The sequence below is a fragment of the Draconibacterium orientale genome, from assembly GCF_900111425.1.
Lineage (GTDB): Bacteria > Bacteroidota > Bacteroidia > Bacteroidales > Prolixibacteraceae > Draconibacterium > Draconibacterium orientale.
Map to the genome: position 1 here is coordinate 251898 of NZ_FOHT01000001.1, position 13276 is coordinate 265173.

The 13276-nt window shown below is 44.3% G+C and carries 8 protein-coding genes; 1 reads left to right on the plus strand and 7 read right to left on the minus strand.

The features are described 5' to 3' along the window. Positions 1 to 1089: 1089 nt before the first annotated feature. From BMW53_RS01030 to BMW53_RS01055, 7 genes are all read right to left on the minus strand, one after another. The gene (locus BMW53_RS01030) at positions 1090 to 2931 is read right to left on the minus strand and encodes an MFS transporter (RefSeq protein ID WP_038561258.1); all 1842 of its coding nucleotides are present in this window, start codon (positions 2929 to 2931) and stop codon (positions 1090 to 1092) included. Positions 2932 to 2957: 26 nt separating this feature from the next. Continuing rightward, on the minus strand, positions 2958 to 3218 hold the full coding sequence (locus BMW53_RS21205; RefSeq protein ID WP_245749003.1) for a hypothetical protein: 261 nt from the start codon (positions 3216 to 3218) through the stop codon (positions 2958 to 2960). Between the two features lie 14 nt (positions 3219 to 3232). Then, positions 3233 to 5410 (minus strand): glycoside hydrolase family 9 protein, encoded by a 2178-nt coding sequence (locus BMW53_RS01035; protein ID WP_245749004.1) that lies wholly within the window; start codon positions 5408 to 5410, stop codon positions 3233 to 3235. A 1-nt stretch (position 5411) separates the two neighbouring features. Continuing rightward, the gene (locus BMW53_RS01040) at positions 5412 to 6743 is read right to left on the minus strand and encodes a SpoIID/LytB domain-containing protein (RefSeq protein WP_038561252.1); all 1332 of its coding nucleotides are present in this window, start codon (positions 6741 to 6743) and stop codon (positions 5412 to 5414) included. After that, positions 6740 to 7675, minus strand: coding sequence for a DUF4922 domain-containing protein (locus BMW53_RS01045; protein WP_038561249.1), 936 nt, complete (start codon positions 7673 to 7675; stop codon positions 6740 to 6742). Before BMW53_RS01045 ends, BMW53_RS01040 begins: the two co-directional genes overlap by 4 nt. 87 nt (positions 7676 to 7762) lie before the next feature. Next, positions 7763 to 9229, minus strand: a complete 1467-nt coding sequence (locus BMW53_RS01050) for a glycosyltransferase family 2 protein (RefSeq protein ID WP_174416376.1) — start codon at positions 9227 to 9229, stop codon at positions 7763 to 7765. Between the two features lie 17 nt (positions 9230 to 9246). Further along, positions 9247 to 12219: a golvesin C-terminal-like domain-containing protein gene (locus BMW53_RS01055; RefSeq protein WP_051567962.1), complete on the minus strand. Its 2973-nt coding sequence runs from the start codon at positions 12217 to 12219 to the stop codon at positions 9247 to 9249. A gap of 217 nt (positions 12220 to 12436) precedes the next feature. Between BMW53_RS01055 and BMW53_RS01060 the strand changes: the two genes are divergently transcribed. After that, on the plus strand, positions 12437 to 13273 hold the full coding sequence (locus BMW53_RS01060; protein ID WP_038561243.1) for a hypothetical protein: 837 nt from the start codon (positions 12437 to 12439) through the stop codon (positions 13271 to 13273). Positions 13274 to 13276 lie beyond the last annotated feature (3 nt).

Sequence of the window (13276 nt, forward strand, 5' to 3'; positions counted from 1 at the left end):
TAAACTGTCCTTTCAGGACGAAAACTCACCATTTCTGGTACAAACAAGGATGTCATCTCTCTCTATAAACACTCAGAAAGATGACATCCCTTACCAACCTTTAGTTCTGCAAACCATGCGCTTAGCGGTTTTGAACCGCTTAGCGCTTAACCAAACATTGAAAATATTACCGGGCTGAAAGCCCAATTTATTCTAACCCAACGGCAAAGCGAAGGCGACGCCTTGGGGAACCGACAGCCTGTTGGCTCATCGCCCTGAAAGGGCAGGTTATTAATACAAACAAGGATGTCATCTCTCTCTATAAACACTCAGAAAGATGACATCCCTTGCGAACCTTTTGTTCTGCAAATCATGCGCTTAGCGGTTTTGAACCGCTTAGCGCTTAACCAAACATTGAAAATATTACCGGGCTGAAAGCCCAATTTATTCTAACCCAACGGCAAAGCGAATGCGACGCCTTGGGAAACCGACAGTCTGTTGGCTCATCGCCCTGAAAGGGCCGGTTATTAAGCTGGGCTTTCAGCCCGATATCACTTCTGCAAATATCCCCAGGGCGATGCCCTGGGCTAAAATTACCTGTCCTTTCAGGACGAAAACTCACCATTTCAGGTGCAAACAAGGATGTCATCTCTCTATAAAAAACTCAGAAAGATGACATCCCTTACCAACCGTTTGTTGTGCAAACCATGCGCTTAGCGGTTTTAAACCGCTTAGCGCTTAACCAAAAGTCCACAAAAAATCCCGATCCTGCGGGATTATTTCCCGTCCTGCGAACTTTTTTAGCGTCCTGCGGCGCTTTTGGCTCTCCCTGCATGGTTTTTACCCGCCCTGCGGCACTTTTTGACAATCCTGCAGCACTTTTAGGCTTCCTGCAACATTTTGTTGCTTCCCTGCGCTGCAGGAAAGGGGCCACCCCCTGCAGGACGGTACAAACCCCTGCAGGACGGTCAGCAAGCCCGCAGGGATAGTAAAATCCTTGCAGTACCAATAAGGATGTCATCTCTCTATAAAAAACTCAGAGAGATGACATCCCTTGCGAACCTTTTGTTGTGCAAACTATGCGCTTAGCGGTTATAAAAAACCGGAAAACTACTCCCTATCCTTAATTCCAAATTTCGGATCAACCTTTACAAAAGGCAACACCAAAAAGATCGGGATAGTACAGATCATCACCCAAACAAAGAAACTCTGGTAACCGATGATTTCCTGCAGCCAACCGCTTAACATTCCCGGAATCATCATTCCCAGTGCCATAAATCCGGTTGTAATGGCGTAGTGTGCGGTTTTGTGTTTTCCCTCCGAAACATAGATAGAGAAAAGCATATAAGCCGTAAAACCAAAGCCGTAACCAAACTGCTCGATCACTACCGCGGCCGAAATCCACCACAACGATGTGGGGTTGAACAACGACAGCAGCAAATAACAAAGGTTAGGCAGGTTAATGGCCAGCGCCATCCACCACAGCCAGTGTTTTAGTCCTTTGCGCGAGGCTACAATCCCGCCTAAAATACCGCCAACTGTTAACGCAATCATTCCGGCTGTTCCGTACACCAAACCCAAATCGCCGGTTGTAAGTCCCAGTCCTCCGGCTTCGCGGGCATCGAGCAAAAACGGCGAGGCCATTTTCACCAGCTGCGATTCGGCCAGGCGGTACAACAACAAAAACAACATTATCGACACAATTTCCTTTTTGCGGAAAAAGGCAGCAAAGGTTTCGAAAAACTCGCCCAACACACTTTTGCCTTCGGTTTTGTTGGCCACATCGCTTGCAGGGTGCGGCAATGCAAAACGGTGATACAGCGAAAAGGCCACAAACAAAACGGCAATGCAGGCCATAACCACCAACCATGAAAAACGTATATTTCCCGAGCGCCCAACAAAAGTAGCCTGTGTGGCTTTCTTCAGTTTCGGATCGAGTTGCACAACGGCAAAAGCAGGTTTGTCGCAATTCGTTTCATTAAACACATAACGGTAAGTATGTACCAGTTTTATACTGGCATCGCCTTTTTCGTAGCCAAAATTCAGCACCACCTCTTCGCCTGCCTTTGGTAAGGTTGAAAGCTGAATAGGAATGATGGCCAGGTTACCAACTTCCGAACTCCGATCAACCGTTTCTTTATTGAATTTTTCTTTTAACGTTTCTTTTAAAGGAGTTGACACTTTTCGTGTCCACCAGCCGGCATCTTTTGTTGCTACCGGCGTTTCGCTGGCATAAAAGTTATTGCTGATGTTCCATTCATCCACCTTGCGTTTAATGTCAGCAGCCTGTTCTTTTGAAACCAAACCAATGGGCACTTTCACCTCGTTCTCCGACACAAAATAAATATACCCCGATTCGTGCAACTTCTGATAGCTTTCAGGATTAAACGAAATTTCCTGAACAGGAATATTCTGTGCGGTTACATTTACCTCTAACGGCTCCAAGCCGGTTGCCGTTTCCAAAGCACCGGCAAGAATAACCAAAAGCCCCTGCCCCGTAAGCATGGCAAAACGATAAAACGTACTTCTGATGCCCACAAAAAACGACTGGTCGCCCTGACTCAATCCGAGCATATAAAAACCATCGGCAGCAATATCATGAGTGGCCGAACTAAAAGCCAGCAACCAGAAAAACGCCAGCGTATATTGAAAGAAATTACTGACAGGAATGGTAAACGCCACTCCGGCCAGGCCTACGCCAACCACCAACTGCATGATTACAATCCAAAAACGTTTGGTTTTCAGCAAATCCACAATCGGGCTCCACAACGGTTTTATCACCCACGGCAAATACAGCCAGCTGGTGTATAAAGCAATATCGGTGTTTGATATGCCCAGGCGTTTGTACATAATCACCGAAAGGGTCATTACAATTACGTAGGGTAATCCTTCTGCAAAATAAAGTGTGGGAATCCAAAACCACGGATTGCGTTGAGTTTTTGTTTTAGCCATGCTGGTTGATCGGTTTATTTGTTGAATTATGGTAATCGTTTAAAATTGTATCCTTTTGTCTGCAATGTTTCTATCAGTTCTTCCAAACGAAGATAAAATTTATCCGTTCTTTTTTCCTCCGTTCCGGGATGAATGAGCATAATTGCACCGTTTAACCCCTGCTCCTCCTCTACCTTTAAAATGCTTTTAAAGATTTTATCAGACGACATATAATTCGCCATATCGGGCATGGTATAATCGGCGTTACTCCGTATTCCGGGCGAAAAATTGATTGTCGTCAATCCCATTGCTGAAGTCCAGTTTACAATGGCGGAATTATACCACTCATAAGGTGGTAGAACCAGCCTGCATTTTCGCGGTTGATACCAAATTGCTGCAAAGCCTTGTAATTTTCTTTTAAATCCTGCTCAAAAGTGGTACGGTCAACCAGCAATGAATCTCGTTTTATCCAGTCGCAATACAACAGGTGTTTATCGGAATGTGCACCCAAATAATGGCCGCTTTTGATTATTTTTTTTATGGTAGATTGAAATTGATTGTCGCGTAAAAAGTCGCCGGTAAAAAAGAACGATGCTTTACTGTTCTTTTTATCGAGTGTCTTTAAGATATGCGCTGCGCCTTCAGCTTTATCATGCGCCGAAAATACAAGGTAAATATTTTTTTCGTTTGTATTGAAATAACGAATAGCGCCCTGTTCATCTTTTTTGTAATTCTGTTGCTGCTTCCTTCCCATTTTTTCCATCGACGACAAATAGTAACTCAAACTTGCTGTTCCGTCCATGGTGGGTTCGTTCGATGAATAATCCCCCAGATCGTCGTGGTAAACCGCTTTGCCCTTGTTAAAAGCTTCAAACGGATCGGGTTGCTGAATTTCGATACCAATAAGCCCTGAAAAAATTGAATTATAAACCGGCCCGTCAACCAAACCGCCATAAGTGGTTTCACCCAAAATTTTGGTGATGGAGGAATGTGGCTCCTCCGGATTATCACCACCTGCTGGTAATCCGCAAATCATACTTGTTCCCCACGGATTACAGCCAAAAAGCCAGTCGCGCAAGGCGGCTTCCATTTCGGCAAACGATCGGTCGCCGGTAATTTCTTCGTAGGTACGGGCCTGTGTAATCGCTGCTGCCACCAGGTTATTCGAGCACCAGATAAACGGTATTCCATTCAGAAAAGGATCGTCCTTTCCCCGATCATAAAGATGCGTTAATCCCTGTTTCAGATAAGTGGCAAAAGTTTCATCCTTTTCGGCCAGCTTTACATGCCCCAGGTTCACAAAAGGATAAAACTGGTAGTGGCGCGCAAAACCTGTTGACATCCACGGAGTAACATTTTCAACGCTACCCCATTTTTTGGCCTCAGTAAGGTAATAAGCCTCACCGGTTAACTGATATAAAGTTGTGGCCGCCAGTTCAAGGTCGTCCACGTAATTGGCTTCTTCGTAAAAATACGGCGACACATTACAGGCTGTTTGACAAGCGCCTATATCGCTCAATGCAAACGTGTAGGCTTCGGCAGCTTTCGCGGCTATTTGCTCGGCAAATTCCGGGTAAAACTCTTTCATCATCAGCGATCCCAAAGCAAATGATGACGCATATTTTGCAGCACTCGACGAAACTCCGGTAGTGCGGTTTTTATGCTCAGCCACCCCCTGCTGTTTCCCTGTAATAAAATATACAGGTCGATATTCTCCTTCGAGCCCGTAGCTCACCGTGTCTTTATTGGGCAAACGATAACCGCGGTGATCTCTGTCGTCGGCAATCTGGTTGTACATTTCCCCGGCCGACGGATTCATTTTCACCAGCCAGTCGAGGCCCCATTTGGCTTCATCCAGAATATCAGGAATTCCATTGGCTCCCGACTCACCATTCTCCCGGTATTCATCGTTAAACACCGCCGGATTTTGCTCGTAGGCATACAACAGCTGGTAAGTAGCATTGGCCGATGTTGTAAGGTATTGCAGGTAATCCGAGGCATCGTGCCAACCACCAGTCACATCAATTTTCTGTCCTGTTTTTGTTGGATGATCCACAATTATTCCATCGTGCAAATGACATGAATCCTGCAAATACGGATTGTAGCCACAACGCTGCTGGCGCATGTAGTTTAACAGAAAATCGGCTGTTCCGTCGTACACATCCGACGCAATTTGAAAAGCCGGAGAACGGGTTTCGCCTAACTTCAGGTAATAACCGCCTCTGTTTTCTACTGCAGAAAAATCAAGGCGAAAAGCGGCCTTCATTCCCCAATCGGAGCCATCAACTTGCTTTACTTTCGCCTCATAAACCAGCTTATCGGTTAAGGCATCAAACACCTGAAACTGTCCGGCGTTTTCCGCTTCTGTTGAAAGAAAAACAGCCACCTTAACCGACTGAGGCAGGTAGCCCAACTGATTGATGCGAATAACTTTCTGCTGTGCAAAAACACTTGCCGCAGCCAACACAAATACGAACAAAAGGACAGCTTGTTTAATCATGCTAGTATCGTTTTTCGAGCTTAATATTTTTAAAATAGTGATTCAGAATTTCGTCGTACTTATAACCTTTGTGGCCCATTACGGCCGCTCCAATCTGGCACAGTCCAACGCCGTGCCCCCAACCGGCTCCGTGCAAAACAATTTTGCCGGGAACTCCATCAACCACATCCTCTTTCTCAACCAGAAATGCCGAACTGTATAAATGCGACTCACTCAGCCATCTGCGGATTTCCAGCTCTTTACCAACTGTCAAAGTCTTTTTCGAACCAACTATTTTCAGTTTTATCAGGCGCCCTGACGCACCACGTTCCACCGGAATCATATCCAGAATTTTTCCAAAATCATGCCCCGAGCGTTTCAGTATCAATGCCGAAAGTTCATCTTGTTTGTATTCCACTGTCCAGCGGTAAAAATCTTTGGCAGTCCAGTCGTATTCATTCAGAACCTGTTTTAGCACCTCTTCGTCATCGGTATTACAAAACGCTTCCGGTGCATTTTTTAACCACGGAACGGCATTTTCTTCCACAGTCAGATCGGTTTCAAAACCTTTTGGAGCTGCCGGATTATCAATTACTGCCGTTAAATACGGATGATTTACAGGCTCCCAGCAATTCTCAAAAAGCTCGGCAATACCACCGCAACATTTCGAGAAACGTGCATCGCAAATCGCACCGTTATAGGAAAGTACCACGCCGGCCGTTTCGTTCACCGCCTTCACCACATTCGGGTTGTGCGAACGCGTAGTTCCCTGGTAGCGCTGGCAATGATCGTCGGCACAAACATGGAAATTCGTATGGTCTTCGCGGTCGTACCATTTTATGTACTCCTCATCAGATTTAAAAGTGCTTTCATACGCTTCTCCTGCATCGGTCAGTTTATCCTGCTTTTCAATTTGTGCAATTAACCAGCTGCGCGAAATTATGGCATGCGCTTTCAGCAAATCGAGCGAACTTTTCGCACTCATCTCCGATGAAATTACACTGATCAGGTAATCCTCGATCGACAAAATATTTACAGCAGTAATTTGGCCCTCTTCGATGATAAACTTCAGTGCTCCCTGAAATTTCTGATCTTCCTTTTGCTCCCAGTGAAAATTTACACCGATGGTAACATCTTTTAATTCAAACTCCGAGTTCCCTTTGTCGAGCGGCATAAAATACAATTTATCGCCACTGATTTTGGAGTCGGCAAGTTGAAGCGTTCCATTTTCGAAACATACTGATCCATCTCCCGAAAAAGTATGTTTTGTCCCCACCAACTGGTATTCGCCGTGAAATTTAAAATCGATTTTATCGGCACTCATTATGCCTACATGAATATTTGGTCTGTTCATTGCTTAAGTTTTGTAGTTAGTTTATCAAATTGGTCAACAGGCAACAAAACCTGTTTTAGAATACTTTCAATGTCGGTTTTTCTGATCTTAAAAAAATCCTTCTCCTGTGGCGTAATTAAAACACCACCCATATCAACCGAGGCCGGACTGATCAGAATATTTTCTTCGCCTTCGGCAAAATACTGCGACGGACGATGCAGCGCACGTGGAAAAACCCAAACGCGCCAACCGCCACCGATATATTGGGCAAGAATATTCAGCATTGGTTCCTCATCACTTTGTGAAGCTTCCAGCTCAGTATAAATGTGTGAAAAAGCATGGGTTATGGCCATTTTATCGGCCGCTTCCAACACCAAAAAATTGCGAAGACCGTCTTTTATGGCGCAAAAATTCACCTTGTTCTTTTCCCACTCATCACCATATTTTTCTTTTAATGCGACCATTTCTTCATCAAGGGGCATAAAACCTGCGTTTCCGGCCTGAAAATGGAAATGATCGGGTGCCGAGGCGCCACATTTTGGCCCATTGTAAAACACGGTAAAACCTTCCATTACCTCTGCCAGATCAAGCATATCACTAAAGTTTCCTTCTATTTGCTGAGGCGTGTGCGCAAAGGCGGGGATTGTAAAATGCTCCGGAAAAATCGGGAATGGATTGACCAATACCTCGTAATCGCCAAAAGTTACGCCGCGCTGCACCGCCGGTCGGTTGGCCGCACACAAAAAACACGGGCGCGCTTCAATCGACTTTTTATCCACTTTGGCTGCCGACGAAACAATTCGACCGGGGTTAAACTGTACTTTTACCGAAAATCCGTCGAACTGAAATTCGCGCACCTGCACATTTTCCAGTCCGGCGAAGTTTTTTCCTGCCAGTTCCCATTCCGTTTTCTGATCGGCAAGCAGTTGTTTTATTTCTATTGTAATTGACATAAAGCCCCTCCTAACCTCCCCAGAGGGGAGGAATTTGATATACTATAAATTTGTTTTATTCATCTTCATGCATTCCCTATTGGAGAACTAAAGGGAGCGTTTATTTTTCTTCTGGCGGGCTTTTAACTCGATAGTACGTATCCTGTCTTTGTACGTATTATGCGCATTCATTTTTACAATGTCCAGGGCTGCATCCGAGTTATCGTCCCAGCGGCGGCACAGGTACAGATTGTCGTAAATACGGCCGATCTGGTAATTTCGTGAAATAGCCAAACCAACTGCATAATCTTCTCCGTAGCTGGTATTCGGAATTTTCACATCGCGCAGCACCGGCGTATAGAAAGCACGCGGCGCTCCCAAACCGTTAATTCGTAAGGCATTGTTCTTTCCATTGTCTGGTGTCCACTCTTTATGGTCGATAATACCCGGTGGTATTTCTTCCAAATCAAAATTCACCAGTTGATAGGTGCCCACAACCATGGCACATTTTTCGGCTTCAAAAACATCAACCACTTTTTGCAGCGTGTTTTCGTCTTTGTAAATATCATCGCTATCGAGTTGCATAGCAATCATTCCGCAACGCGAATCGTGAACTCCAAGGTTCCAGCATCCGCCAATTCCAAGATCTTCGCGCACCGGGATAAGGTGTACCACGCGATCATCTTTATCTGCAAAAGATTGAACAATTGAAGTGGTTTTATCAGTGGAGTGATTATCGATAACGATCAGGTTAAAATCGAAATCCGTCTTTTGCATCAATACCGATTCCATAGCATCGGCAATAGTCTTTTCGCGGTTTCGCACCGGAATAATTACTGACGCTTTTTTCGCAAAAGCCTTTTCATCCAACTCCACCGGCGTAAAATCAGGACTCAACCACGCGCCTACATCTTTTAAATGTTCGGTGGCAGCCTGCTCCATTTCAACCTGCACCTGGCGGTTTTTCGGATCAACATAGTCAAATATTTTCTGGCCGCTTTTGCGGTTGTCGGTCTCATCAATGGTATATAAAAACTCAGGAATGCGGAACAATTCGCCCTGCTGTGCCACTTTTAAACGCAGGTAATACATTCCGGCGTGTTCAAAATTCTGTGTCATATTTTTTACTGCCGTTGTAAATGCATCGGCTTTGTACAACACCAATGGCCCAAAATTAAAGTCGTCGCGCAAACTGCCCTGCTGGTAATCGATTACCGGATGTGTGGCCAGTTTGCCTTCTTTCACCTCGTAATAATCGGAATACACTTTAACGGCGCCGGTTAATTCTGCGGTGTCAACCAAACGCTCGATGGCAAATTGCCCCAGCTTTACAGCCGTTACTTTTGTAAGCAACAAAACGTAATCCACACCTTCTGCCAAAGCAGCCATAGCTTTTACGGTATCGGTAGAAGTTAGTGTTTCAAAGGAAAAAGCCTCTGCCTTTTCGCCGGCTTCTTTGGCCACATTTTCGGGTAAAAATATTTTATTTACTGAAGGATTGGCCTGTAATTCTCCAATCATTTCCGCTACTTGCGACCATGCCGCAGCGGGTACGAAACAGTTAATTTTAGTCATTATAAATTGTTTTTTACTTATTCATTTAACATTCTAAGTATCTCACGCATTAAGGCATCACGCTCACTCTGCCCTTTTACACTCTCAAAAGGAAAGCCCAGCACCAGCGATTTGTGTTTGCTTTCGTAATAAACACCTGCACTAATTCCGTTTTCTGCGTATCGGAAAATCGTTTTCCCGTTTTCATCAAATGCTTCTATTCCATCGGGTGCTTCAACCGGGTATTGCTCCAAAACGTAATCGGTGTTGAACGTTCCGGTAAAGTTACTATTTGAATTCACGGAATAAAACTGCCCGTTTTTTACCGCATGATCTGTTCGCCATTTAAACCCAAGCAGATTACCAATTCGTTCCTTTTGCAATTTTTCTTTTGGGATTTCAGTTCCTACATACGCTCCCGACATGAATATGTTTCCACCATTTTCGGCATATTCCGAAAGCGCATTTAGCATTTTTTCGGTGTAGATTTCAAAATAAGGAACTGAATCTTTTCCGGGTAACAAAGTCTGTTTTTCTTCGCCGTAGAGCAAATCAACGAGTTGATAGTCTTTAAGAACAACCAGATCATTCTCCACTGCCTCATCGCTCGATGTTACAAAACTATAACCATTGGCCAGCAAACTCTTGCCGTGAACCAATGAAAAATCAAAGGTATTGCCTCTGAAAATGGTTGTTTCCAGATCGGCATAACTCGCTCCTAAACCGGGACTATCATCATCCAACCAAGCCGATTCACGCTCAAAATCGTACTGATCGCCGGTGGTTGACACATCGTAACCATAAGCCACTCCATGATCGAGGAAACGCCAAACGCCGGCCAACGAATCGGTTTCAAAGATGGCCGGCCCGTCAGTGCGGTCGAAACCATTTACAATCAAAACCTGTCCTTTGCTGTTTTCTGCCCTACCTACTGCCACTGTTTCCGAGGGAAAACTTTCACCGCCGGCATTAACGGCAGTTACCCGAAATCCGTAAACTTTACCGGGCTCCAGATCGGTCAAGGTAATTTCCGGTTCGGTTACCAATGTTCCGTTATCAAAACCATTGTCGCCAATTCGTTTATACACCATATATTTTTCTGGAACAGCTGTTGGCTCCAGCTCATCCATTACGGGTTTCCATGCTAACTTAACGGCATTTCCGTTGGTGAACCGGGCGTTTACATGATCAACCGGCAAAGGCTGCACTATGTAATCCTGCCCGTTTTGCGATGTTATAAAACGTAACATCCCTTTGTAAATGGCACGCGAAACATCAAACCGAAATTTAGGGTTCAGCACATATTTTGCATCTTCCAGGTTTTGGTGCGACAGTAACTCCAGTAACATGGTCGGCACCTGTGGACGGTAGGCCTCGCTGTATTGCGAATTCCACATTCCGCGGCGCGTCCAGTTGCTTTTATAAACGGCATTTATATCGCTTACAATCTGCGTTTGTATCAGATCGGTCAAATCGCGCGAGGCGTATTTTGATTGTCCATCGGGGAAAACAGAAGTATCCCGGTCGGTTGAATAGATGCCCAAGGTCCCCACAATTTTATTGTCGGGCAAAATTCCGGCGTCGGTATGAAATGCAAAAGCCAGATCAATAGGGATTTCCAATCCCGGAGCCATTCGGTTTTTGGTCGGGCCAAATGGCGCCCCCATCAGCCAGTTTACCCATTCACCACGACTCATATAATCGTCTTTGTAATCGTCTTCGCCGTTGTGCAGATTCCACACCAGCGTGTCGGGCGCACCGGAATATTGCAGGTTGTAACGGGCACCTTCAAAATAACGTGCCAATCCGCCTGCTCTTCCATTGCGCGCAATATTTCCCATTCCTCCGCCAAAACGTACAGCATCGGCCGAAAATGTTTTTCCCTCGCCTTCCGGGGCGATCAACTCTACTTTAGCAGCCTTTTTATCTTTTCCTGCATTGAAATAAAATTTATCGAGATAAATCCAGGTTCCGTAGCCCATTCGTTGGTCAACCAGAAAATCACTTACACCACCCGAATGCGTTACACGATAAGTCACCGGCCCATCACCTTTTGCATACGATACATAAACGCTGTATTCTCCCGCCTCCGGAAAATCAGGAATATAAGTAGCAACATTGGGTTTATTTCTACTATCAAACTGAATTGCAGTCCCTTCCTGAAAAGGATTTGTTGTTCCCTGTATGAATTCAGAATAAACAAATCCTTTATCCTCATCGTTGCGTTTTCGTGGTTTTTTGAATTTGCTTTTCCCTGTCGATTGGTCATTATCAACAACCACTTCGTGAATCTGCCAGTCGCGCTCGCGGGCATTAAAAACATTGGCACCGGCATTTTCCAGCATCGGAATAATAAAAGGAATTACAAACGAACTCGGCGAAATATCTTCGAGGTTGGTAAATAAACGTGCACGTTGCCATTCCCAGCGGTCGCGGGCAGGTCCGTAATACCAGCCATGGCTGTTCCACAAGGCAATATTTGCTCCATCCAAACCTTCCGAAATCGAATAAGGGCGTAATTTTTTAACCACATTTTTTCGATGTCGCGCTTCGGGTGTTAGCCTGTTTTTATCCACAGAAATTTCGTTTCTGTAATAATTCGGAACCAGTTCTTCTAACGCCAACTGATTGGCCCATATTTTTAAAGGAATATTTTGTAAAGAATCGGGCAAGACCGCTCTGATGGAGTCTTGCACTACCGGCAAACTACTTTCCCGAAAAGGCATTTCTGCCAGCGCTTTATCAAAATAGAGGTACAATGTATCATTGTCTGGCGAAAAGTATGCAGTGTCAAGCGCCACCCTTTTTCCGTTTATATAATTTTCGTTACCCACGTAGAAAGCCGAACTGCTTTTTTGCGTTAGCACATTGTTTACCTGCTCTTTCAGCGATTCGTTTTGCTGAGCACTTACAGAAGTAGAAAAGAGAAGAAAGAACAAGAAAAACAGGAATTTTACCATTTTCTTGCTTACTTTAAGCACGTGGGATTTAGTCAGGTTTAAATTTTTCATACGACAAAATTGTTTACTCGATTAGCACCGTATGGAATTCGTAATTTAAATTTAGTCATTTTTGAATGGCAAGAATCCATTAACATGCCCATTTCATAGTTTCCGACTAAGACAATGGCAACAAATGTAGGCAAAATTTGTATTACATATTACAAATTAGAAAAGATTTTGTACATTTGTCACAGAAAATTTCTGAAAATAAATCAACAATATCAGAATGATTGTAATAGCAGACAGTGGCTCCTCAAAAACCGATTGGTTGTTTTTGAATCCTGAAAAAGAATTCATTATTAGCACCCACGGGATTAATCCCTTCTTCCAGCAAACAGAAGAAATTTTTGCTTCTCTTTCAGGCACATTCACCAACGACCAAAAAGAAGAGGTGAGCGAAGTACATTTCTATGGTGCGGGATGCATAAAAGGAAAAACCGACCACGTTGTTTCAGATGCACTGAAAAGAGTATTTTCAAAAGCAACAATATCGGTTGAAGACGATATTCTCGGAGCCGCACGCGCGCTCTTGGGAAGATCATCGGGCATAGCCTGCATACTGGGCACCGGAACCAATTCGTGCCTTTACAACGGATCGGAAATTACAGATAAAGTTCCAACGCTGGGTTTTATTTTGGGCGACGAAGGAAGTGGCGCTTATTTGGGAAAACTTCTTATGAACGACTATTTTAAACGTGCCGTTCCCGAAGACCTGAAACAAAAAATGGAAAGCGAACTGCATCTGGAAATGGCGGATGTTTTAAATTCTGTTTATCGCGAATCGTCCCCCAGTCGCTACCTGGCTAAATTTTCAGTTTTTCTTAACCAAAACAGAAATCATATTTACGTTCAAAACCTGATTAAAAGAAGTTTTACCGATTTCTTTTTCCGAAACATTGAGCGCTATAACAACTACCAGAACTACACAGTAAACTTTGTGGGTTCTATTGCGTACCACTATTCAGATTTACTAAAAGAAGTCGCATTCAATCGGAAAATAGAGATCGGAAATATTATTGACAAACCGATAAACGGTCTAAAAAAATTTCATACCAATTTATAAGAA

Coding starts and splice junctions, on each gene's coding strand:
- BMW53_RS21205 (WP_245749003.1), bottom strand. CDS start 3,218: ATGGGATTGACGACAATCAATTTTTCGCCCGGAATACGGAGTAACGCC.
- BMW53_RS01060 (WP_038561243.1), top strand. CDS start 12,437: ATGATTGTAATAGCAGACAGTGGCTCCTCAAAAACCGATTGGTTGTTT.
- BMW53_RS01035 (WP_245749004.1), bottom strand. CDS start 5,410: ATGATTAAACAAGCTGTCCTTTTGTTCGTATTTGTGTTGGCTGCGGCA.
- BMW53_RS01055 (WP_051567962.1), bottom strand. CDS start 12,219: ATGAAAAATTTAAACCTGACTAAATCCCACGTGCTTAAAGTAAGCAAG.
- BMW53_RS01045 (WP_038561249.1), bottom strand. CDS start 7,675: ATGTCAATTACAATAGAAATAAAACAACTGCTTGCCGATCAGAAAACG.
- BMW53_RS01050 (WP_174416376.1), bottom strand. CDS start 9,229: ATGACTAAAATTAACTGTTTCGTACCCGCTGCGGCATGGTCGCAAGTA.
- BMW53_RS01040 (WP_038561252.1), bottom strand. CDS start 6,743: ATGAACAGACCAAATATTCATGTAGGCATAATGAGTGCCGATAAAATC.
- BMW53_RS01030 (WP_038561258.1), bottom strand. CDS start 2,931: ATGGCTAAAACAAAAACTCAACGCAATCCGTGGTTTTGGATTCCCACA.